The organism is Pseudomonas sp. SJZ077, assembly GCF_007993905.1.
Lineage (GTDB): Bacteria > Pseudomonadota > Gammaproteobacteria > Pseudomonadales > Pseudomonadaceae > Aquipseudomonas > Aquipseudomonas mandelii.
In genome coordinates this window covers 79,123-102,507 of sequence record NZ_VIUJ01000003.1, presented here as the reverse complement: position 1 = coordinate 102,507, position 23,385 = coordinate 79,123, and the positions used below count along the sequence as shown (strand labels likewise).

At 61.6% G+C, this 23,385-nt stretch carries 20 protein-coding genes; 11 read left to right on the top strand and 9 right to left on the bottom strand.

Features of this window, described 5'->3' with window-relative positions; genetic code table 11:
- Positions 1–145: 145 nt before the first annotated feature.
- From rnc to pdxJ, 4 genes are all read left to right on the top strand, one after another.
- On the top strand, positions 146–835 hold the full coding sequence (rnc, locus tag FBY01_RS07395; protein WP_010463056.1) for a ribonuclease III: 690 nt from the start codon (positions 146–148) through the stop codon (positions 833–835).
- Positions 828–1,730 (top strand): GTPase Era, encoded by a 903-nt coding sequence (gene era, locus FBY01_RS07390; protein WP_010463054.1) that lies wholly within the window; start codon positions 828–830, stop codon positions 1,728–1,730. Before rnc ends, era begins: the two co-directional genes overlap by 8 nt.
- Before the next feature lie 166 nt (positions 1,731–1,896).
- Complete coding sequence (recO, locus tag FBY01_RS07380; protein ID WP_145306866.1) at positions 1,897–2,580, top strand: DNA repair protein RecO; 684 nt, start codon at positions 1,897–1,899, stop codon at positions 2,578–2,580.
- Positions 2,581–2,627: 47 nt separating this feature from the next.
- Complete coding sequence (pdxJ, locus tag FBY01_RS07375) at positions 2,628–3,374, top strand: pyridoxine 5'-phosphate synthase (RefSeq protein WP_145306864.1); 747 nt, start codon at positions 2,628–2,630, stop codon at positions 3,372–3,374.
- Between the two features lie 129 nt (positions 3,375–3,503).
- Here pdxJ and mltF read toward each other — a convergent pair whose 3' ends face one another.
- Entirely contained in the window at positions 3,504–4,964 is a 1,461-nt protein-coding gene (mltF, locus tag FBY01_RS07370) for a membrane-bound lytic murein transglycosylase MltF (RefSeq protein WP_010463047.1), read from the bottom strand.
- Positions 4,965–5,238: 274 nt separating this feature from the next.
- Between mltF and purL the strand changes: the two genes are divergently transcribed.
- Positions 5,239–9,135 carry a phosphoribosylformylglycinamidine synthase gene (gene purL, locus FBY01_RS07365; RefSeq protein ID WP_077748283.1) on the top strand — a complete coding sequence of 1,299 codons (3,897 nt, stop codon included), beginning with the start codon at positions 5,239–5,241 and terminating at the stop codon, positions 9,133–9,135.
- A gap of 5 nt (positions 9,136–9,140) precedes the next feature.
- Positions 9,141–9,452, top strand: coding sequence for a YqfO family protein (locus FBY01_RS07360; protein ID WP_145306862.1), 312 nt, complete (start codon positions 9,141–9,143; stop codon positions 9,450–9,452).
- Between the two features lie 81 nt (positions 9,453–9,533).
- Here FBY01_RS07360 and nagE read toward each other — a convergent pair whose 3' ends face one another.
- From nagE to FBY01_RS07325, 7 genes are all read right to left on the bottom strand, one after another.
- A complete protein-coding gene (nagE, locus tag FBY01_RS07355) occupies positions 9,534–11,249 on the bottom strand; it encodes an N-acetylglucosamine-specific PTS transporter subunit IIBC (RefSeq protein ID WP_010463041.1) in 1,716 nt (571 codons plus the stop codon).
- Between the two features lie 46 nt (positions 11,250–11,295).
- Positions 11,296–13,812, bottom strand: coding sequence for a phosphoenolpyruvate--protein phosphotransferase (gene ptsP, locus FBY01_RS07350; RefSeq protein WP_145306860.1), 2,517 nt, complete (start codon positions 13,810–13,812; stop codon positions 11,296–11,298).
- Positions 13,813–13,847: 35 nt separating this feature from the next.
- A complete protein-coding gene (locus FBY01_RS07345) occupies positions 13,848–14,858 on the bottom strand; it encodes an SIS domain-containing protein (RefSeq protein WP_010463037.1) in 1,011 nt (336 codons plus the stop codon).
- On the bottom strand, positions 14,851–15,957 hold the full coding sequence (nagA, locus tag FBY01_RS07340; RefSeq protein WP_077748285.1) for an N-acetylglucosamine-6-phosphate deacetylase: 1,107 nt from the start codon (positions 15,955–15,957) through the stop codon (positions 14,851–14,853). The genes FBY01_RS07345 and nagA overlap by 8 nt, the downstream gene beginning before the upstream one ends.
- 31 nt (positions 15,958–15,988) lie before the next feature.
- Entirely contained in the window at positions 15,989–16,720 is a 732-nt protein-coding gene (locus FBY01_RS07335; RefSeq protein WP_010463034.1) for a GntR family transcriptional regulator, read from the bottom strand.
- 445 nt (positions 16,721–17,165) lie between these two features.
- The gene (locus tag FBY01_RS07330) at positions 17,166–17,669 is read right to left on the bottom strand and encodes a murein L,D-transpeptidase family protein (RefSeq protein WP_083374948.1); all 504 of its coding nucleotides are present in this window, start codon (positions 17,667–17,669) and stop codon (positions 17,166–17,168) included.
- A gap of 64 nt (positions 17,670–17,733) precedes the next feature.
- Positions 17,734–18,285 (bottom strand): NUDIX hydrolase, encoded by a 552-nt coding sequence (locus tag FBY01_RS07325; protein ID WP_145306858.1) that lies wholly within the window; start codon positions 18,283–18,285, stop codon positions 17,734–17,736.
- A 218-nt stretch (positions 18,286–18,503) separates the two neighbouring features.
- Between FBY01_RS07325 and FBY01_RS07320 the strand changes: the two genes are divergently transcribed.
- The 5 genes from FBY01_RS07320 (at position 18,504) to purT (ending at position 21,869) form a co-directional block, all read left to right on the top strand.
- The gene (locus FBY01_RS07320) at positions 18,504–19,103 is read left to right on the top strand and encodes a CoA pyrophosphatase (RefSeq protein ID WP_010463027.1); all 600 of its coding nucleotides are present in this window, start codon (positions 18,504–18,506) and stop codon (positions 19,101–19,103) included.
- Positions 19,104–19,157: 54 nt separating this feature from the next.
- Entirely contained in the window at positions 19,158–19,682 is a 525-nt protein-coding gene (locus FBY01_RS07315) for a gamma carbonic anhydrase family protein (RefSeq protein WP_007944857.1), read from the top strand.
- Complete coding sequence (locus FBY01_RS07310; protein ID WP_010463023.1) at positions 19,679–19,894, top strand: DUF1289 domain-containing protein; 216 nt, start codon at positions 19,679–19,681, stop codon at positions 19,892–19,894. Before FBY01_RS07315 ends, FBY01_RS07310 begins: the two co-directional genes overlap by 4 nt.
- Positions 19,895–20,120: 226 nt before the next feature.
- On the top strand, positions 20,121–20,588 hold the full coding sequence (locus tag FBY01_RS07305) for a VUT family protein (protein WP_077748287.1): 468 nt from the start codon (positions 20,121–20,123) through the stop codon (positions 20,586–20,588).
- Positions 20,589–20,687: 99 nt separating this feature from the next.
- A complete protein-coding gene (gene purT, locus FBY01_RS07300; protein WP_102595431.1) occupies positions 20,688–21,869 on the top strand; it encodes a formate-dependent phosphoribosylglycinamide formyltransferase in 1,182 nt (393 codons plus the stop codon).
- Positions 21,870–21,973: 104 nt separating this feature from the next.
- Here purT and FBY01_RS07295 read toward each other — a convergent pair whose 3' ends face one another.
- The gene (locus FBY01_RS07295) at positions 21,974–23,287 is read right to left on the bottom strand and encodes an MFS transporter (protein ID WP_010463018.1); all 1,314 of its coding nucleotides are present in this window, start codon (positions 23,285–23,287) and stop codon (positions 21,974–21,976) included.
- Between the last annotated feature and the right edge of the window lie 98 nt (positions 23,288–23,385).

The window sequence follows — 23,385 nt, the reverse complement described above, 5'->3', positions numbered from 1 at the left end:
CTGGAGTCGGCACAATCGGCGCCAGAGGCATGAAAACAACGATATTCAGGACGTAATTTTTGAACACAGCGTTAATTGTCCCAAGCCTGCGTCGTATCACGGCCATGGCGGTGGAATCCAGCCACGAACTCAGCGTGGGTAAACCGTGAGCGTCTCCTTAAGCCGTCTAGAGCGTCAGCTCGGCTACACCTTCAAGGATCAGGAGCTGATGGTCCTGGCCCTGACTCACCGCAGTTTTGCCGGGCGCAACAACGAACGCCTGGAATTCCTCGGTGATGCCATCCTCAACTTCGTCGCTGGCGAGGCGCTGTTCGATCGCTTCCCGCTGGCCCGTGAAGGCCAGTTGTCGCGTTTGCGCGCACGCCTGGTGAAAGGTGAGACGCTGGCCGTACTGGCCCGCGGTTTCGATCTGGGCGAATACCTGCGCCTGGGCTCCGGTGAGTTGAAAAGCGGCGGGTTCCGTCGCGAGTCGATTCTGGCCGATGCCCTCGAAGCGTTGATCGGTGCGATCTACCTGGACGCTGGCATGGACATGGCGCGCGAACGCGTGCTGGCCTGGCTGGCGGGTGAGTTCGAAGGCCTGACGCTGGTCGACACCAACAAAGATCCAAAAACCCGCCTGCAGGAATTCCTGCAATCGCGTGGGTGCGAGCTGCCGCGTTACGAAGTGGTGGATATCCAGGGTGAGCCGCATTGCCGGACGTTCTTCGTCGAATGTGAAATCACCTTACTGAATGAAAAAAGCCGAGGTCAGGGTGTGAGTCGTCGTATTGCCGAACAGGTAGCGGCCGCCGCAGCACTGATTGCCCTGGGTGTGGAGAATGGCAATGACTGATTCAACTGCAACTCGCTGTGGCTATGTTGCCATCGTCGGCCGTCCCAACGTGGGCAAGTCCACGCTGCTGAACCACATCCTGGGTCAGAAACTGGCGATCACCTCGCGCAAGCCGCAAACCACCCGCCACAACATGCTGGGCATCAAGACCGAAGGCGCCATCCAGGCTGTCTACGTCGACACCCCGGGCATGCACAAGGGCGGCGAAAAGGCCCTGAACCGCTACATGAACAAGACCGCCTCGGCGGCGTTGAAAGACGTCGACGTGGTGATCTTCGTGGTGGATCGCACCAAGTGGACCGACGAAGACCAGATGGTCCTCGAGCGCGTCCAGTACGTGACCGGCCCGCTGATCGTGGCGCTGAACAAGACCGATCGCATCGAAGACAAAGCCGAACTGATGCCGCACCTGAGCTGGTTGCAGGAGCAGCTGCCGAACGCGCAGATCATGCCGATCTCGGCCCAGCACGGGCACAACCTTGAAGCGCTGGAGCGGGTGATTGCCGGTTACCTGCCGGAAAACGATCACTTCTTCCCGGAAGACCAGATCACCGACCGCAGCAGCCGTTTCCTCGCCGCAGAACTGGTGCGCGAGAAAATCATGCGCCAGATGGGTGCCGAGCTGCCGTACCAGATCACCGTCGAAATCGAAGAGTTCAAGCAGCAGGGCAAAACCCTGCACATCCATGCCTTGATCCTTGTCGAGCGTGACGGCCAGAAGAAAATCATCATTGGCGACAAGGGCGAGCGCATCAAGCGCATCGGCACCGAGGCGCGCAAGGATATGGAATTGCTGTTCGACTCCAAGATCATGCTTAACCTGTGGGTGAAAGTGAAAGGCGGCTGGTCCGACGACGAGCGCGCATTGCGTTCGCTGGGCTACGGCGACCTGTAACACCGGATCCAGATACACCGAAGAACCCCTGTGGGAGCGAGCCTGCTCGCGATGAGGACCTGAAATTCAACATCACTGTTGACTGGCAGACCGCAATCGCGAACAGGCTCGCTCCCACATTGGTTTCTGGTTGTTTATAAGATCGCGTTTCTTCATTGAGAATTCCATGTCCCAGCCCATTGGCCAACCCGCCTACGTCCTCCACTCCCGCGCCTACCGCGAAAGCAGTGCGTTGGTGGACTTCCTCACGCCGCAAGGTCGGCTACGGGCGGTGTTGCGCAGCGCGCGGGGCAAGGCCGGGACATTGGCGCGGCCCTTCGTGCCGCTGGAAGTGGAGTTTCGCGGGCGGGGTGAGCTGAAGAACGTTGGGCGAATGGAAGCCGCCGGTGTTTCAACCTGGCTCAACGGCGAGGCGCTGTTCAGCGGCCTCTACCTCAACGAACTGCTGATCCGCTTGCTGCCCGCCGAAGACCCGCACCCAAGCGTGTTTGATCACTACGCTGCGACGTTGCTGGCGCTGGCCGAAGGCCGACCGCTGGAGCCGTTACTGCGATCCTTCGAGTGGCGCCTGCTCGACGATCTCGGTTACGGTTTTGCCCTGACCACCGACATCCACGGCGAGCCCATTGCTCCGGACGGTCTGTATCGTTTGCAAGTGGATGCTGGCCTGGAGCAGGTCTATCTGCTGCAACCCGGTCTGTTCAACGGCACCGAGCTGTTGGCCATGGCTGAGGCTGACTGGACCGCACCCGGTGCGCTGTCCGCCGCCAAGCGTCTGATGCGTCAGGCATTGGCTGTTCACTTGGGCGGTCGTCCGCTGGTCAGTCGCGAGCTGTTTCGCAAGCCGTAGTCTCCCCGTATGCTGTGCGCCGAATCTTTAAATTCAGGAGCGCTTCCGTGACCACCAGCAATCGCATTCTTCTTGGCGTGAACATCGACCACGTTGCCACTCTGCGTCAGGCCCGGGGCACTCGTTACCCGGATCCGGTCAAGGCAGCGCTGGACGCGGAAGAGGCGGGGGCTGACGGCATCACCGTGCACCTGCGCGAAGACCGTCGACACATCCAGGAGCGCGACGTGCTGTTGCTCAAGGATGTACTGCAAACCCGCATGAATTTCGAAATGGGCGTCACCGAAGAAATGATGGTGTTCGCCGAGCGCATCCGCCCGGCGCACATTTGCCTGGTCCCGGAAACCCGTCAGGAACTGACCACCGAAGGTGGCCTGGACGTGGCAGGGCAAGAGGCGCGGATCAAGGCGGCGGTGGATCGCCTGTCGAAGATTGGCTGTGAGGTGTCGCTGTTCATCGATGCAGACGAGCGGCAGATCGAAGCGTCCCGTCGTGTGGGTGCGCCGGCTATCGAGTTGCACACCGGTCGTTATGCCGATGCCGAGACACCGACCGACGTGGCGCAAGAGCTGACGCGTGTGGCGGATGGCGTAGCGTTTGGCCTGGCTCAGGGGCTGATCGTCAATGCCGGCCACGGCCTGCATTATCACAACGTTGAAGCGGTGGCCGCGATCAAGGGCATCAACGAACTGAACATCGGCCATGCGCTGGTGGCGCATGCGTTGTTTGTCGGGTTCAAGTCGGCGGTGTCCGAGATGAAAGCATTGATTTTGGCTGCGGCCTTGAAGGGCTGAGACCGAGGTGCTGCCTTCGCGGGCAAGCCTCGCTCCTACAGGTCCGTGTTGTGCCGCAACTTTGCATACGACACCGGCCCTGTAGGAGCGAGGCTTGCCCGCGAAGGCGTCCTCAAAAGCAACCCAGATTTAAAGCTGCGGGGTTTCCTGATTCGGCTTGGTCTTGTCGACCCCCGGCACATGCAGGTTGCCTTCAGCCACCTGATTGCCTTCAAGCTGAGGCTGCGTGACCCACGTCAGGATGTCGTAGTAACGACGGATGTTCGCCACGAAGTGCACCGGCTCGCCGCCCCGGGCGTAGCCATAACGCGTCTTGCTGTACCACTTCTTCTCTGACAGGCGCGGCAGGATCTTCTTCACGTCCAGCCACTTGTCCGGGTTCAGGCCTTCTTTCGCCGCCAGTTTGCGCGCGTCATCCAGATGGCCGCTGCCGACGTTATAGGCCGCCAGTGCAAACCAGGTGCGATCCGGCTCCTGGATCGATTCGTCCAGCTGATCCTTCATGTAGGCCAGGTATTTGGCGCCGCCCATGATGCTTTGCTTGGGGTCGAGGCGATTGGACACGCCCATGGCCTGCGCCGTGTTCTGGGTCAGCATCATCAGCCCGCGAACGCCGGTCTTGGACGTGACCGCGGCTTGCCATAATGACTCCTGATAACCGACGGCCGCCAACAGGCGCCAGTCGACTTTCTCTTTCTTGGCGTAGGCCTTGAAGTGTTGCTCGTACTTGGGCAGGCGTTGCTGCAAGTGTTGTGCGAAGGTGGTGGCGCCCACGTAACCCAGTACGTCGACGTGCCCGTAATAGCGGTCCTTCAGGCGTTGCAAGGTGCCGTTTTTCTTCACCTTGTCGAGGTAGGCATTGATCTCGTTGAGCAAGCTGTTGTCGTCGCCAGCGGCCACCGCCCAGCTCTGGTTGCTGGAGTCACCGAGGTCGAAGGCTACTCGCACGTTGGGGAAGTAGACCTGGTTCATCGCGACTTCGTTTGAATCGACCAGGGTCAGGTCGATCTGATCTTCATCGACCATTCGCAGCAAGTCGACGACTTCAACGGCGTCGGACTCTTCGTATTCAATGCCGGGGTATTTCTTTTTCAGCTCCGCCAATTGCTCGGCGTGGGTGCTGCCCTTGAGCACCATGATCTTCTTGCCGACCAGGTCGCCAGCATCGGTCGGCCGCGATTGGCCGTTGCGGTAGATGACCTGTGGGGTGACTTCGAGATAGGAGTGGGAAAACCGCACCTGTTGTTTGCGTTTCTCGCTGCTGACCAGACCGGCAGCAGCCAGCACCGGGCCGTTAGGCTTGCCCACCTGATTGAACAGGTCGTCGAGGTTGTCGGCGGTCTCGATCTTGAGTTCCACCCCCAGATCGTCGGCGAAGCGCTTCACCAGCTCGTATTCGAAGCCGGTTTCACCGTTGCGATCCTGAAAGTAGGTGGCGGGGCTGTTTCGGGTAACCACCCGCAGCACACCATCCTCCTTTACGCGCTCCAGCGTGTTGGGTTTATCAACACAGCCACTGAGCATCAGGAAGAGTCCGGTTGCGATCAGCCATTTGGCGAACCGCGGACGCAAAGCCGTTGGGGAAAACATCTGCGCAGTATACGCAAAGGACCACGAGCGCCATATCTCGACAGCGAAGGGCTTGTCTGCTAGACAGCGTAAAACCCGCTTGGAGCCCGCAGGAATGGGCCCGAACGGTAATTTGTGACATAAAAAATAACCCTCGGCGAACCGCTGTTTAAGGTGCAAATGCCCGGCCCGACGTTCGGGTGCACCCGCGCGCACCGTTTCGGGTGATGTCGCGGGCGGTTTAGGCTAGAATGCACGGCCTCAAAGCACACCCCTTCCCGAGGCTGTCCCGAAGATGTTGATCCTGCGCGGCGCTCCTGCCCTTTCTGCCTTTCGCCACAGCAAACTCCTTGAGCAACTGAGCCAGAAGGTCCCGGCTGTCAGCGGCTTGTATGCTGAATTCGCTCACTTCGCCGAAGTCACCGGCGTCCTGACCGGCGACGAACAGCAGGTGCTCGCGCGCCTTCTGAAGTACGGCCCAAGTGTTCCGGTACAAGAGCCGACCGGTCGTCTGTTCCTGGTGTTGCCACGTTTCGGCACCATCTCGCCATGGTCCAGCAAGGCCAGCGACATCGCTCGCAACTGCGGCCTGAGCAAGATCCAGCGCCTGGAACGCGGCATCGCGTTTTACGTGGCCGGTCAGTTCAGTGACGCCGACGCGCAACTGATTGCGGACGGTCTGCACGACCGCATGACTCAAATCGTGTTGGGCAACCTCGAACAAGCCGCCGGCCTGTTCAGCCACGCCGAGCCGAAACCGCTGACCGCGATTGACGTGCTGGGTGGCGGCCGCGCCGCGCTGGAAAAAGCCAACACCGAGCTGGGCCTGGCCCTGGCCGAAGACGAGATCGACTACTTGGTCAACGCCTTCGTCGGCTTGAAGCGCAATCCTCACGACATCGAACTGATGATGTTCGCCCAGGCGAACTCCGAGCACTGCCGTCACAAGATCTTCAACGCCAGTTGGGACATCGACGGTCAGAGCCAGGAAAAAAGCCTGTTCGGCATGATCAAGAATACCTACGTGATGCACAGCGAAGGCGTTCTGTCGGCTTATAAGGACAACGCTTCGGTGATCGTCGGTAACGTCGCCGGCCGTTTCTTCCCGGACCCTGAAACCCGCCAGTACGGTGCGGTGCAGGAACCGGTGCACATCTTGATGAAAGTCGAAACCCACAACCACCCGACCGCGATTGCCCCGTTCCCGGGCGCGTCCACCGGCAGTGGCGGCGAGATTCGCGACGAAGGTGCTACCGGTCGTGGCGCCAAGCCAAAGGCCGGTCTGACCGGTTTCACCGTCTCCAACTTGCAGATCCCGGGCTTTGAACAGCCGTGGGAAGTGCCGTATGGCAAGCCTGAGCGCATCGTTACTGCGCTGGACATCATGATCGAAGGCCCACTGGGTGGCGCCGCGTTCAACAACGAATTCGGCCGTCCAGCCCTGACCGGTTACTTCCGTACCTTCGAACAGTCGATCACCACCCCGCGTGGCGACGAGGTTCGCGGTTACCACAAGCCGATCATGCTGGCCGGCGGCATGGGTAACATCCGTGCCGAACACGTACAGAAAGGCGAGATCACCGTTGGCTCCAAGCTGATCGTCCTCGGCGGCCCGGCAATGCTCATCGGCTTGGGCGGCGGCGCAGCTTCCTCCATGGCCACCGGCACCAGCTCGGCAGACCTGGACTTCGCTTCGGTACAGCGCGAAAACCCTGAGATGGAACGTCGCTGCCAGGAAGTCATCGACCGTTGCTGGCAACTGGGCGACAAAAACCCGATCAGCTTTATCCACGACGTCGGCGCGGGTGGTCTGTCCAACGCCTTCCCGGAACTGGTCAACGATGGCGACCGTGGTGGCCGCTTCGAACTGCGCAACATTCCAAACGACGAGCCGGGCATGGCCCCGCACGAAATCTGGAGTAACGAATCCCAGGAACGCTACGTTCTGGCGGTCGGCCCGGCCGACTTCGAACGCTTCCAGGCGATCTGCGAACGTGAGCGTTGCCCGTTCGCCGTGGTTGGCGAAGCGACTGCTGAGCCGCAACTGACGGTCACCGACAGTCACTTCGGCAACAGCCCGGTGGACATGCCGCTGGAAGTGCTACTGGGCAAAGCCCCGCGCATGCACCGTTCGGCCGTTCGTGAAAACGAACTGGGCGACGATTTCGATCCGTCGACCCTCGACATTGCCGACTGCGTCGAGCGCGTGCTGCATCACCCGGCCGTGGCGAGCAAAAGCTTCCTGATCACCATCGGCGACCGCACCATCACCGGCCTCGTGGCCCGTGACCAAATGGTCGGCCCATGGCAGGTTCCGGTGGCTGACGTTGCCGTCACCGCCACCAGCTTCGACGTCTACACCGGTGAAGCCATGGCCATGGGCGAGCGTACTCCGCTGGCACTGCTGGACGCTCCGGCGTCGGGCCGCATGGCCATCGGCGAAACCCTGACCAACATTGCCGCTTCGCGCATCAACAAGATCTCCGACATCAAACTGTCGGCGAACTGGATGTCCGCTGCCGGTCACCCGGGTGAAGACGCGCGTCTGTACGACACCGTGAAAGCGGTCGGCATGGAGTTGTGCCCGGACCTGGGCATTACCATTCCGGTGGGCAAGGACTCCATGTCCATGGCCACGCGCTGGAACGACGAAGGCGTCGACAAGACCGTGACCTCGCCGATGTCCCTGATCGTGACCGGTTTCGCGCCAGTGGCTGACATCCGTCAGACCCTGACCCCGGAACTGCGCATGGACAAGGGCACCACCGACCTGATCCTGATCGACCTGGGCCGTGGCCAGAACCGCATGGGCGCCTCGATCCTGGCCCAGGTTCACGGCAAGCTCGGTTCGCAAGCGCCGGACGTCGATGATGCCGAAGACCTGAAAGCTTTCTTCGCCGTGATCCAAGGCCTCAATGCCGACGGTCACCTGCTGGCCTACCACGACCGTTCCGACGGTGGTCTGCTGACCAGCACCGTGGAAATGGCGTTCGCCGGTCACTGTGGTCTGAGCCTGAACCTCGACGGTCTGGCTGAAACTTCTGCCGACATCGCCGCGATCCTGTTCAACGAAGAACTGGGTGCCGTGATCCAGGTTCGCCAGGACGCCACGCCGGACATCCTCGCGCAGTTCAGCGCTGCCGGTCTGGGCGAGTGCGTGTCGGTGATCGGTCAGCCGATGAACAACGGCCAGATCAACATCACCTTCAACGGCGAAACCGTGTTCGAAGGTCAGCGTCGTCTGCTGCAACGTCAGTGGGCTGAAACCAGCTACCAGATCCAGCGTCTGCGTGATAACGCCGACTGCGCCGAGCAAGAGTTCGACGTGCTGCTGGAAGAAGACAACCCGGGTCTGAGCGTCAAGCTGAGCTACGACGTCAACCAGGACGTCGCCGCGCCTTACATCAAGAAAGGCATCCGCCCACAGGTTGCCGTGCTGCGTGAGCAGGGCGTCAACGGTCAGGTGGAAATGGCGGCCGCGTTCGACCGCGCCGGTTTCAACGCGATCGACGTGCACATGAGCGACATTCTGGCCGGCCGTGTCGACCTGAACGAGTTCAAGGGTCTGGTGGCTTGCGGCGGTTTCTCCTACGGCGACGTATTGGGTGCCGGTGAAGGCTGGGCCAAGTCCGCGCTGTTCAACAGCCGTGCTCGCGATGCGTTCCAGGGCTTCTTCGAACGCAACGACAGCTTCACCCTCGGCGTGTGCAACGGTTGCCAGATGATGTCCAACCTGCACGAGCTGATCCCGGGCAGCGAGTTCTGGCCGCACTTCGTGCGCAACCGCTCCGAGCAGTTCGAAGCGCGTGTGGCGATGGTTCAGGTTCAGGAGTCGAACTCGATCTTCCTGCAAGGCATGGCCGGTTCGCGCATGCCGATCGCCATCGCTCACGGTGAAGGTCATGCCGAGTTCGCCAGCGAAGAAGCGTTGCTGGAAGCCGATCTGTCGGGTTGCGTGGCGATGCGTTTCGTCGACAACCACGGCAAGGTCACCGAAAACTACCCGGCCAACCCGAACGGCTCGCCGCGCGGGATCACCGGTTTGACCAGCCGCGACGGTCGCGTAACGATCATGATGCCGCACCCGGAACGCGTGTTCCGCGCTGTGCAGAACTCGTGGCGTTCGGAAGACTGGAACGAAGACGCTCCTTGGATGCGTATGTTCCGTAATGCGCGCGTCTGGGTGAACTAAGGGCTGTGTACAAGCTCAGCTTTTTTGTTCCGGCCAGCCATGTCGAGTTGGTCAAGAGTGCTGTATTCGCCGCCGGTGGCGGGCGGATCGGGGCTTATGATCATTGCGCGTGGCAGGTGCTTGGGTTAGGCCAGTTTCGGCCTTTGGACGGCAGTCAGCCGTTTATTGGGGGAGCGGGGCAGGTCGAGCAGGTTGAGGAATGGAAGGTTGAGCTGGTGGTGGCGGATGAGTTGATCGTGGCCGTGGTGGCCGCGCTGAAACTCAGCCATCCCTATGAGACGCCGGCTTATGAAGTGTGGCGGTTGGAGGATTTCTGATCTTTCTGGCCGCTGTAAAAGAAACCCGCTGATGCAGATCAGCGGGTTTTTTATGTGTAGCGGGAATGACGCCCTATCAAATTAAACCTTGGCACTCACCTCACTGCGATTGACCAACGCCTCCAACGCGCCATTCAAACTCGGCGCCTTGTCACCAACCAGCAGGTGCCAGATGCCGCCTTCCAGCTGGCTGACTCCCTGACAACCCAGCGCCTTCAAATCACTCTCTGACAACGCTTTGCCATCCGCCAGGTGCAGTCGAATCCGGGTCATGGCCACGCAATCCATCTGCAGCACGTTGTCCCCACCGCCCAAGGCATCCAGCCATTGCTGCGCTTCTGCATTTGCCACCGCCGCAGGTTTCGGTGCATCGATCACCGCGGGAGGAGAGGACACCAGCGCACGACCCAGCGCCGGCATCGCCAGACGAATTTCATCGGCAATGCTGTCCGCCATCGGCCCGACCACCACCTGCAAGCTCCCGCCCTTGCCGGGACGCACGACCGCCATCGCCCCCAGCGCCTTTAACTCCGCATCGTTGGCCTTGTTGCGATCCACCATGTCCAGCCGCAACCGCGTGGTACATGCCCCGACGGTGATCAGATTCTGTGCCCCGCCCAGTGCCTTGATGTATGCCCCGGCTCGTTCATTCTCGGTGACCACAATCTTGTCACCCGTCGGCACCTCTTCACGCCCTGGCGTCTTGAGGTTGAAGCGGCGAATGCAGAAATCAAACACCCCGTAATAGACCACCGCATACGCCAAGCCTACCGGCACCACTAACCAGCCGTTGGTGGATTTCCCCCAGCCGAGCACCATGTCGATGAAGCCGCCCGAGAAGGTGAAACCCAGGTGGATGTTCAGCGCATTGGTGATCGCCATCGACAACCCCGTCAGCAGCGCATGGAGCAAAAACAGAAACGGAGCGAGGAACATGAACGCAAATTCGATGGGTTCGGTGACGCCGGTCAGGAAGGAAGTCAGCGCCATCGACAGGAAGATCCCGCCCATGACTTTGCGGCGTTCCGGCAGGGCGTTGCGGTACATCGCCAGGCAGGCGGCGGGCAGGCCGAAGATCATCACCGGGAACATGCCGGTCATGAATTGGCCGCCCTTCGGGTCACCGGCGAAGTAGCGCGACAGGTCGCCGGTGACCATGGCGCCCGTGGTCGGGTCGGTGAAGTTGCCGAAGACGAACCACGCCATGTTGTTGAGGATGTGGTGCAGGCCAGTGACGATCAGCAACCGGTTGAACACGCCGAAGACGAAGGCGCCGATGCTGCCGCTCTCCATCATCAGTGCGCCGAAACCGTTGATGCCGTGTTGGATCGGCGGCCAGATCAAACCGAAGATCACGCCGAGACCGACGGCGGCGAAGCCGGTGACAATCGGCACGAAGCGCCGTCCGCCGAAGAACGCCAGGTACTCCGGCAGCTTGATGTCCTTGAAACGGTTGTACAGCGCGCCGGCCATCAAGCCGCTGACGATCCCGGCGAGCATGCCCATGTTGATGCTCGCATCCAGCACCTTGAGCGTGGAGATCATCACCAGGTAACCAATCACCCCGGCGAGGCCTGCGGTGCCGTTGTTGTCCTTGGCGAAACCGACCGCGATGCCGATGGCGAAGATCATCGCCAGGTTGGCGAAGATCACCTGGCCGGCGTCATGGATGATGGCGATGTTCAGCAGGTCGGTGTCGCCCAGACGCAGCAACAGGCCGGCAATCGGCAGGATCGCGATCGGCAGCATCAACGCGCGGCCGAGACGTTGCAGGCCCTCGATGAAATATTGGTACATGGCGGTTCTCCCTGTGCTCTTTTTGTTTGAGAGGTGTTGTAGTTGTTCAGCTCAGAGGCCATTGCTGGTGACAGGCGTGACGCACCGCCCCGGCGCTGCTCAGCTTGAGCAGGTCGTGGCTGACGCTTCGGCATTGCGCGGCGTCGAGGTGGCGCACGCGATCCTTGATTTCACCGATCTGCACCGGGCTGACCGACAGCTCGCTGACGCCCAGGCCGATCAGGACCGGCGTGGCCAGCGGATCGGACGCGAGTGCGCCGCAGACGCCGACCCAACGGTTATGCACCGCCGCGCCGGCGCAGGTCTGGGCGATCAGCCGCAGCAGGGCCGGGTGCATGGCGTCGACGCGCGAGGCGAGGCCGGCGTGGTCGCGGTCCATCGCCAGGGTGTACTGCGACAAATCGTTGGTGCCGATGGACAGGAAGTCCGCATGCTCTGCAAGCTGCTCGGCCAGCAGCGCAGCGGCCGGGACTTCGATCATCACCCCCAGCTCCGGGCGTTCATTTACCCCGAGTTCAAGGCACAACGCATCGAGGCGCTGGCGGATGTGCAGCAACTCATCGACCTCGGTCACCATCGGCAACAGGATCCGGCAGCGCGACAGCGGGCTGACGTGCAACAGTGCGCGCAGTTGCTGATCGAGTAATTCCGGCCGCACCTGAGCCAGGCGAATGCCGCGCAAGCCGAGCACCGGATTGGCTTCGACCGGCAATGGCAGGTAGTCGAGTTGCTTGTCGCCGCCAACGTCGATGGTGCGGATGATCACCGACTTGTCACCCATGGCGTCGAGCACGGCTTGATAGGCGAGGCGTTGCTCCTGTTCGTCCGGCGCGGTGTTGCGGTCGACAAACAGAAACTCGGTGCGCAGCAGACCGACGCCATCGGCGCCGTTGGCCAGCGCATCGGCCGCTTCTGCGCTGGACGCGACATTGGCGGCGATTTCGATGTGCACGCCATCGCGTGTCAGTGCCGGGGTATGAGCCTGCGATTGTTGAAGCGCACGGCGTTGCTGATGATCGCGTTGCGCCTGATGCACGTCGGCCAGGCGTTCGGCCGTCGGCGCCCATTCGAGCCGACCACCGTCGGCGTCCAGCACCACCGCCTGGCCTTGTGCCTGATCCAGCAGCGCCGAACCCAGCGCCACCAGGCACGGCAAACCTTTACCCCGCGCCAGAATCGCGACGTGGGACGTCGCGCCACCCTCGGCCATGCACAACCCGGCGACCCCTTGCTCGCTCAGTTGCAGCAAGTCCGACGGCGTCAGCTCATGGGCGGCGACGATGGCGCCGGCCGGTACGTCGTAATGCCAGGCTTCGCCGAGCAGGGCACGCAGCACCCGTTGCTTGAGGTCGCGCAGATCGTTGGCGCGTTCGGCCAGCAACGCGCTGCCGAGTTGTTGAAGGACGTCGCACTGCACGTCGATCGATTGGCTCCAGGCGTGCGTCGCGGCCATGCCTTGAGCGATGCAGGCGTTGGCCGCGTCCAGCAGCGCCGGGTCTTCGAGCAAGGCGAGGTGCGCGGTGAAAATCGCTTCTTCGTCAGTGTTTTTGTGTTTCCTGGCCTGGGCCAGGGTGTGCTCGATTTCGCCGCGCACGACGGTCAGTGCGGTATCGAGGGCGTGCAGCTGTGGCTCGGGAACGTGGTGGCCGGCATCCACCGGCAGGCTGATGGTATTCAAGCGAAACAAGGGGCCAGCGACCAGACCGGGCGCGGCGCAAACACCGTGCAGCACACCCGCTTCGGCAGTCCGAGTGCGTCGGGTGATCGGCGCAGGCGCAGCGGCATGACTGTCTTCGGCCAACGCCGTGGACAAGGCGATCAGCAACGCTTGCAATGCCGCCTCGGCGTCCGGGCCCTGGCAGCTGACCTGAACCTCATCCTGCTCGCCGACGGCCAGGCTCATGAGCCCGATCAAGCTGTCACAGGTCGCCGATTTGCCAGCGAAATGCAGCTGCGATTTGCTCTTGAACCCTTGTGCGGTCTGACGAATCAGCGCCGCAGGGCGAGCATGCAGACCGCCGCGATGAGCGATGCGCACGTGGCCGAAATGCGCTTCAGCCGAAAGGTCCGGCTCTGCCTGGGCGCCCGGCGCCGCCCGGCGAATGATGTGCAGCAGCGGGTCGCCGACTTTGACCGATTTCAGCGTGATGGGCCGCGCCTGAAACTCCTGGCTGTTGGTCAGGATCATCAGGCTGACCAGGCTTTTGCACTGCTGCGCGACCTTGTCCAGGTCGTAGCGCAGCAACGGTTGGCCATTGCTGACGCGGGCGCCTTCCTTGACCAGCATCGAGAAGCCTTCGCCCTGCAACTCGACGGTGTCGAGGCCCAGGTGCAGGAGCAATTCGGCACCGTTGTCGGCACGCAAGGTGACGGCGTGACCGCTACGGGCTACGTGCACCACGACGCCGGCGCAGGGGGCGTGAAGGGTGTCGTTCAGTGGATCGATCGCGATACCGTCGCCCATCGCGCCGCTGGCGAACACCGGGTCCGGGACTTTGGCGAGCGTGAGCACCGGACCGCTGAGCGGGGCGCTGAGGGTCAGCTCTTTATTGTTGTTATGCATGGCTCGGTCTCATCAGGAAATCGTTCGGGGCGGACTTAATGCGTGCGCGTCACTTTGCTCAAATGCCGCGGCTGGTCCGGGTCCATGCCACGGGCCACGGCCAAACCGGCGGCCATGACGTAGAAACTCTGGATCGCCAGAATCGGGTCCAGGGCCGGGTGTTCGGCGCGGGTCAGCGTGAGGTCACGTTCGGCAATGTCGTCCGGTGCCGCCAGCAGAACGCGAGCGCCGCGCTGGCGCATGTCGGCAGCAAGGCTCAGCAAACCGGCCTGCTCGGCACCCCGTGGAGCGAAGATCAGCAAGGGATAATTCTCGTCGATCAATGCCATCGGGCCGTGACGCACTTCGGCGCTGCTGAAGGCTTCGGCTTGAATCGCCGAGGTTTCCTTGAACTTGAGGGCTGCTTCCTGAGCGATGGCAAAACCGGCACCGCGGCCGATTACCATCAAGCGTTGGCAATCGCGCAGGGCGTCGATGGCCAGGCTCCAATCCTGTTGCGCCGCCTCGCGCAGACCTTCCGGCAAGGCGTTGCCGGCTTCGAGCAATTCCACGTCTTCTTTCCAGTGGGCGATCAGACGGGCGCTGGCGCTGAGGGTGGCGATGAAACTCTTGGTGGCGGCAACGCTGCTTTCCGTTCCCGCGCACAGCGGCAGGCTGAATTCGCACGCGGCTTCCAGCGGCGAGCTTTCGGCGTTGACCAGGGCAATGCTCAGGGCCCCGCGTTTGCGTAACAGGCGCAGGCTGTTCACCAGATCCGGACTTTGCCCCGACTGCGAGAACGCGAACGCCACTTGGCCGCTGACCTTCAATGGTGCTTGCAGCATGGTCACCACCGACATCGGCAGCGACGCCACCGGGTAGCCCAGTTGCTGCATGGTCAGGTAGGCGAAGTAACTGGCGGCATGATCTGAACTGCCGCGAGCGACGGTCATCACGACTTGCGGCGGCTGACGGCGCAGGCGCCCGGCGATCTCGATCATCTGCGGGTCGAGTTGCTGCAGTTGGGCTTGCACGGCCTCGAACGAGGACAGCGCCTCTTCAAGCATTTTTGAAGTCAATGTCTTCTCCTTCGACCATGACGGCGGTGAGTGTGAGTGAGCGATCCAGTCGCACGCAGTCGGCCCAGCTGCCAGGTTGCAGGCGACCGCGTTCTTCGAGGCCGAGGTAATCGGCGGGGAATTGCGAAAGACGTTGCGACGCCTCGGCGATCGGCAGACCGATTTTCACCAGGTTGCGCAGGGCCTGATCCATGGTCAGTGTGCTGCCGGCCAGGGTGCCGTCGGGCAAACGCACGCCGCCCAGGCACTTGGTGACCGTGTGGCTGCCGAGCTTGTATTCGCCGTCCGGCATGCCGGCGGCGGCGGTGGAATCGGTGACGCAATACAGGCACGGGATCGCGCGCAGGGCGACCCGCATGGCGCCGGGGTGCACGTGCAGCAAATCCGGGATCAGCTCCGCGTATTTGGCGTGGGCCAGCGCCGCGCCGACGATGCCCGGCTCGCGGTGATGCAGCGGGCTCATGGCGTTGTAGAGGTGAGTGAAACTGCTGGCGCCGGCCGCCAGCGCGGCGACGCCTTCCTCATAACTGCCAAGCGTGTGACCGATCTGCATGCGGATACCGCGCGCACTGAGGGTGCGGATCAAGGCATCGTGGCCGGCGATTTCCGGGGCGATGGTGATCACGCGGATCGGTGCCAGCGTGAGGTAGTCCTCGACTTCGGCCATCAGCGCGGTGTGGGCAAAGTTCGGCTGGGCGCCGAGTTTGCCGGGGTTGATGTACGGGCCTTCCAGGTGCACGCCGAGCACCCGGGCGCAGCCTTCCGGCCGCTGCTCGCAGAACTCGCCGACGGCTTTGAGCACGCTGGAAATCTCCTCCGGCGGCGCCGTCATGGTGGTCGCCAGCAGCGACGTGGTGCCGAAACGCACGTGGGTCTTGCTGATGGTTTCGAAGGCGGTTGCGCCTTCCATGATGTCCTTGCCGCCGCCGCCATGGACGTGCAGGTCGATGAAGCCGGGCAGCAGATAGGGCAAGTCGTTGTCGGCCGGATCGCACGGCACGCCTTCGATGGACATGACCTTGCCGTGTTCGTGAATCAGCCGGCCGCGAACCCAGCCGTGGGCGGTGAGGATGTTGTCTTCGGACATGATCGGTTCTCGGTTTTAGCGGCGAAGCGGGTTAGCGACGAAGCTCTGCAACAAAGTCGTAGTAGTCGTTGCGGCAGTAGGTGTCGGTGACTTCGATTGGCGTGTTGTCTTCCAGGTAGCCGACCCGGGTCATCAGCAGCATGGCGGTGCCGGGGGCGATGCCGACGAGGGCGGCGAATTCGTCCGAGGCGTTGATCGCCTGGATGTGCTGCAAGGCGCGGACGATCGGTTTGCCGATGCCGTCGAGGTATTCGTAGAGCGAATCACCCACCGCTTGCGGCTTGGGAATGATCGAGGCGGGCAGGGTGCTCATCTCGATCGCCATCACCGTGTCGTCGGCTTTGCGCAGACGTTTGAGCCGCGCGACCTTGTCGTTGGGCGAGAGGCCGAGGCGGATCAGTTCTTCGTGGGTCGGCGGGGTGATCTCGCGTTCCAGCCATTGCGAGCCGGGAACGAAGCCCTTGAGGCGCAGCATCTCGCTGAAACCCGAGAGGCGCGACAGCGGTTGTTCCAGGCGCGGCGTGATGAACGTGCCGGAGCCTTGGTTGCGGCGGATCAGACCCTGTTCGAACAAGACTTCCAGTGCCTTGCGGGCAGTGACGCGGGAGATGCCCAGCAGCTCGCTGAGGTTGCGCTCCGAAGGCATGGCCTGCTCGGCTTTCCACTGCCCGGCATGGATCGCCGCTTCCAGATTGCGCGCCAGTTGCAGGTAGAGGGGCGTGGGCTGGGTGTCGTCAGGGCGTAGGGCCTGGAGGTCATTCATGTCAGGGATGTCCGATGCGGATATTGGAGTGTTGTGTTCCGCGAATGGCCGAAAATTAATACCACTTGAATACCATGTCAATGCCAGTACTTTGCCGTTGGCGTGGGAAAGGCGGCCCTGTTGAGTGCGGGAAATGGGGTTTGGTGTCAAGTGGTATTAGAGGTGGGGGTTTTGAGCGCAAAGATCGCAGCCTGGGGTAACGCTTGCCGGGGAGATTGGTATCTTCCCGGCAGTCATTACTGCAGGCTGCGATCTTTTGAATTTATTTTTCGAGGAGCGACCGAAGGTAGCGCTAAGAAGAAGGACTCGGTGCTTTTGTGGCGAGGGAGCTTGCTCCCGTTGGGCTGCGAAGCAGTCCTGAAATCAGCGAATGCGGTGTCAGGTCATTTTTTGGGGCCGCTTCGCAGCCCAGCGGGAGCAAGCTCCCTCGCCACAGGTAAAGGGGTTACGGCCGAATCTCGATCATCGTGCCATCCGGCACCAGGCCCCAGACCTCACGCATGTCCATGTTGCGCATGGCAATGCAGCCGTCGGTCCAGTCCAGGGTGTGGAACAGGTCTTCCGGGTTTTCTTCGGTATCTGGTGTGCCATGGATCATGATCATGCTACCCGGATCGACGCCTTCACGCCGGGCGCGGGCAGCGTCGCTGATGTTGGGGTAGGAGATGTGCATCGACAGATTGAATTTATCGCTGACCTTGCGCCAGTCCAGCCAGTAAAAACCTTCAGGCGTGCGTCTATCGCCTTCCATCAGCTTTTGGCCTTTCGGATTTCTGCCCAGGGAAATGCGGTAGGTCTTGAGCGGCTTGCCGTCATTGATCAATTGCAATTGGTGGGCGGATTTGAGCACCAAAACTTTTTCGATGACTTTGCCGTTCAGGGTTTCCGCAACGGAAGCCTGTGACAGAGTGACGAACGACAAGCAAACCACGGCAAGCAACCAGCGCATTGAAACGATATCCCTGAAAGGTGTCGCGACTATTTAGTTATAGGTGATTCTGGAGCCAGGAGCTTTAGGTGATGGCAGGCTGAGCAAGCGGCGGGATCGACTCGGACCGCACGGGGTAGACCTCGGTCCGCCGGTCAGCGAAGAAGCATTCTAAGGTACGACCCACCGTGCGGAAAGCCAACTCGGACCACGGGATGTCGGCTTCGTCGAAAAGCTGCACTTCCAGGCTCTCGGGGCCGGCAGAAAAATCCAGGTCCACCAGCTCCGCGCGAAAGAACACATGCACCTGACTGATGTGCGGCACGTCGATCAACGTATAGATGCTCAGGTTGCGCACCCGCGCACAGGCTTCCTCAGCGGTCTCGCGAATGGCCGCCTGCTCGATGGTTTCACCGTTTTCCATGAAACCGGCGGGCAGGGTCCAGTAACCGAGCCGAGGCTCGATGGCGCGTCGGCACAGCAACACTTTCGAGCCCCAGGTCGCCACGCAGCCGGCGACGATATTGGGGTTCTGATAGTGAATCGCCTGACAGCTGTCACAGACAAAACGCAGGCGCGAGTCGCCTTCGGGAATGCGTTGGGTGACCGGGTTACCGCACTGACTGCAAAATTTCATGCTGGGGTTCCTGAATGCTGCGCCTATCTTGGCGTGCGGCGGTGTCTGTCGGCAAGTTGTCGTTTAGCGACATGCAGTGGTTATGGGGTTGGGCGGCCGGTTCGATTGGTGCATGATGCATAGGGTCTGTTGACGTTTGCTGACGAACTGCGTTGGCGCGCAACGCGGTTCGTCAGCAAACGTCAACAGACCCTACGGCCAACAGATCGAGAAGACTCATGCTGGACGAGCTACTGCATCGAGTAAGCAACCACACCCCACGCACAATGGAAACCGACAAACGTTTCCCCGAAGCCGCGGTATTGGTACCCATCACCCGTAGTGACGAACCGGAGCTGGTTCTGACCCTGCGCGCCAGCGGGCTCTCGACCCATGGCGGTGAAGTCGCCTTCCCGGGTGGGCGGCGCGACCCCGAAGACCCTGACTTGATTTTCACCGCGCTACGGGAGGCCGAAGAAGAAATCGGCTTGCCACCGGGGCTGGTCGAGGTGATCGGCCCGCTGAGCCCGTTGATCTCCCTGCATGGCATCAAGGTCACGCCGTATGTCGGAGTGATTCCGGGTTTTGTCGAGTACCTGGCCAACGATGCCGAGATCGCCGCCGTGTTCAGTGTGCCTCTGGAGTTTTTCCGTGAGGACCCAAGGGAACACACCCACCGCATCGATTACCAGGGGCGCAGTTGGTACGTGCCGAGTTATCGTTACGGCGAGTATAAAATCTGGGGCCTGACGGCAATCATGATTGTCGAGTTGATCAACCTGCTCTATGACGCCGACATCAGCCTGCACCACCCGCCCAAAAGCTTTATCAATACTTGAAGCCATCGTTCGTATGGCGTGAACCGCGGCTGCCTGAGCCTTGAGGACAACAAGATGAAATATCGCCTGGGCGATGCCCGCGTCGAAACCCATCCGCAGAGCTGGGTTGCACCCAATGCCGTGCTGGTGGGCAAGGTCAAACTGGAAGAGGGCGCCAACGTCTGGTTCAACGCCGTGTTGCGTGGCGACAACGAATTGATCCTGATTGGCAAGAACAGCAACGTCCAGGACGGCACGGTGATGCACACGGACATGGGCTACCCGCTGACCATCGGCACCGGCGTGACCATCGGCCACAACGCCATGCTTCACGGCTGCACCGTGGGCGATTACAGCCTGATCGGTATTAATGCAGTGATTCTCAACGGCGCGAAAATCGGCAAGAACTGCATCATCGGCGCCAACTCGCTGATCGGCGAGGGCAAGGAGATTCCCGACGGTTCGCTGGTCATGGGCTCGCCCGGCAAAGTGGTCCGTGAACTGACCGAGCAGCAAAAGAAAATGCTGGAGGCCAGCGCCGCGCACTATGTGCACAATTCGCAGCGTTACGCCCGTGATCTGGTCGAGCAGGAAGAATGAACGCCACCGAACGACCGGTCCTCTCGCCATGCGTGAACATCTGCGCGTTGGACGAAGATGATATTTGCACCGGGTGTCAGCGCACGGTCGAAGAAATCACGCGCTGGAGTCGCATGGACAACGAAGAACGCCGCAGGGTGTTGGGGCTGTGCCATGAGCGGGCCAAGTCGAGCGGGTTGATCTGGATGTTGCCTTCCAGATCCGATTCCTGAGCCTTGTGAGCTTTTGTGGCTGATGAGGTTTTTTTGGCGAGGGAGCTTGCTCCCGCCGGGCTGCGAAGCAGCCCCATAGCTGACAAACACATTCAACCTGACACACCGCGCCCCCTGACTTCAGGGCCGCTGCGCGACCCAGCGGGAGCAAGCGCCCTCGCCACAGGTTATTTGTAAAGCCGAGATGGTAATCTGTGCGCCAAATTGACAGGTATCCCGCCACCTCATGCTCTTCCTGATCGCCTATATCAGCAGCGTCGTGCTGATCAACTACGCCTTCTCCACCGCCCCGCACCTGGACATCATCTGGTCGGCCTGGGGCGGGTTGGTGTTTGTCCTGCGCGACATGGTGCAAACCCGCTTCGGCCACGGCGCGATCGCGGCGATGCTCGCAGCGTTGGTCCTGTCCTATGTCACCTCCGATCCGTCCATCGCGCTGGCCAGCGCCACGGCCTTCGCGGTGTCCGAATGCATCGACTGGCTGGTGTTCAGCATCACCAAGCGTCCGTTGCACGATCGCCTGTGGATAAGTTCGGCCCTGAGCATTCCCCTCGACACCTTCATCTTCTTCGGCATGATCGATGCTTTCACCCCGGCCGTAATCCTTACCGCCATGGGCTCGAAGTTCGCCGGCGTGACGGTCGTGTGGCTGATCATGGCCTGGCGCTTGCGCAAACAGGCTGTTGCCAGCTGAAGCCAAACCTTGCGGTTCATGTAAAATGCCGCGCTTTCTCCCCATGGGAAGCGCGCCAGGCGCCGCGACCCTCGATGATCCGCTTCTTGAGGACCTGAGATGACCCGTATCGGAACTCCATTGTCGCCAACCGCGACCCGCGTATTGCTGTGTGGCTGTGGTGAGTTGGGCAAGGAAGTGGTAATCGAGCTGCAACGCCTGGGCGTTGAAGTGATTGCCGTCGACCGTTACGCCAACGCGCCGGCCATGCAAGTTGCGCATCGCAGCCACGTTATCAACATGCTCGACGGCGCCGCCCTGCGTGCCGTGATCGAAGCCGAAAAGCCGCACTTCATCGTGCCGGAAATCGAAGCCATCGCCACCGCGACCCTCGTGGAGCTGGAAGCCGAAGGCTTCACCGTGATCCCGACCGCTCGCGCCGCGCAGCTGACCATGAACCGTGAGGGCATCCGTCGCCTGGCCGCCGAAGAGCTGGACCTGCCGACCTCGCCATACCATTTCGCCGACACTTTCGAGGACTACAGCAAGGCCGTCCAGGATCTGGGCTTCCCGTGCGTGGTCAAGCCAGTGATGAGTTCGTCGGGCAAAGGCCAGAGCCTGCTGCGCAGCGCCGATGACGTGAAATCCGCTTGGGATTACGCTCAGGAAGGTGGCCGCGCCGGTAAAGGTCGCGTGATCATCGAAGGCTTTATCGACTTCGACTACGAAATCACTCTGTTGACCGTGCGTCACGTCGGCGGCACGACCTTCTGCGCACCCGTCGGTCACCGGCAGGAGAAGGGCGACTATCAGGAATCCTGGCAGCCACAAGCCATGAGCCCGATTGCCCTGGCCGAATCCGAGCGCGTTGCCAAAGCCGTCACCGAAGCACTGGGCGGTCGTGGCCTGTTTGGTGTCGAGCTGTTCATCAAAGGTGACCAGGTGTGGTTCAGCGAAGTGTCGCCGCGCCCGCATGACACCGGTCTGGTCACCCTGATTTCCCAGGACCTGTCGCAGTTCGCGCTGCACGCACGGGCGATCCTGGGCCTGCCGATTCCGTTGATTCGCCAGTTCGGGCCATCGGCGTCGGCGGTGATTCTGGTGGAAGGGCAGTCGACCCAGACTGCGTTCTCCAACCTCGGTGCTGCGTTGAGCGAACCGGATACGGCGCTGCGTCTGTTTGGCAAACCAGAGGTCAATGGCCAGCGCCGGATGGGCGTGGCGTTGGCGCGGGATGAGTCGATCGAAGCGGCTCGTGCCAAGGCAACCCGTGCTTCTCAGGCTGTCGTGGTAGAGCTGTAAACCGAGGCGCGGCAGGCTAGCTCCCACAGGGTTATTGGTTGGTCACAGATTTTGTGTACACCCAATTTCCATGGGGGAGCCAGCCTGCTGGCGATGCTTCTGCTTCAGGTCACCCGATTCAAATCGTTATGCCGCGTCTCCTTCAGGCACAGCACCGCAATCAAGCTCAGCACCGCCGCCCCAGACACATACCCTCCGACATAACTCAGACCGCCCATCGCCACCAGTTTCTGCGCGAAAAACGGCGCTGCCGAGGCCCCGACGATTCCGCCCAGGTTGTAGGCTGCGGACGCGCCGGTATACCGCACATGCGTTGGAAACAGCTCCGGCAGCAACGCGCCCATCGGTGCAAACGTCACGCCCATCAGAAACAGCTCGATGCACAGGAACAGCGCCACGCCCCAGGTCGAGCCTTGGGTCAGCAGCGGTTCCATCAAGAATCCCGACAGGATCGCCAAGACGCCGCCAATGATCAGCACCGGTTTGCGCCCGTAGCGGTCGCTGGCCCAGGCTGACAACGGCGTGGCGGCGGCCATGAACAGGACGGCGAAGCACAGCAGCCCAAGGAAGGTTTCGCGGCTGTAGCCGAGTGTCGACACGCCGTAGCTCAATGAAAACACCGTCGAGATGTAGAACAGCGCGTAGCACACGACCATCGACCCTGCCCCCAGCAACATCGGTACCCAGTACTGGCTGAACAGCTCGACCAGCGGGATCTTCACTCGCTCCTGACGTGCCATGGCGTTGGCAAACACCGGGGTTTCGTGGAGTTTGAGGCGCACATACAGGCCCACCATCACCAGCGCGGCGCTGAGCAGGAACGGAATCCGCCAGCCCCAAGAGCGGAACTGCTCGTCATTCAGGGTCATGGCGAGGGTCAGGAACAGACCGTTAGCCGCCAGAAAGCCAATCGAGGGACCGAGCTGCGGGAACATGCCGAACCAGGCGCGCTTGCCCTTCGGCGCATTCTCCGTCGCCAGCAGGGCCGCACCGCCCCATTCGCCGCCTAGCCCCAGTCCTTGGCCGAACCGCAGCACGCAGAGCAGGATCGGCGCCCAGGCTCCGATGCTGTCGTAACCCGGCAATACGCCGATCAACGTGGTGCACACACCCATCAATAGCAGCGAAGCGACCAATGTCGATTTGCGCCCGATGCGGTCACCGAAGTGCCCAAACAGCGCCGATCCCAAGGGGCGGGCAAGGAATGCGATGCCGAAGGTGAGGAACGCCGACAGCATCTGGGCGGTGCCGGAGGTCTGCGGAAAGAACACCGGACCGATCACCAGCGCCGCAGCGGTGGCATAGACGTAGAAGTCGTAAAACTCGATGGCGGTGCCGATAAAACTCGCCGTGGCCACGCGGGTGGCGGAGTTCGTCGGTTGGGTAGGCGCGTCGCTATAAGTCGTGCTGGTCGTCATGCGGTTATCCCTGACAGTCATGTGCCCCAGTGGAGCGAATTATTATGGTCGAACACCCAGGGATGTGGGAGTGAGGCGCGGCCGCTGTTCAAGGTAGG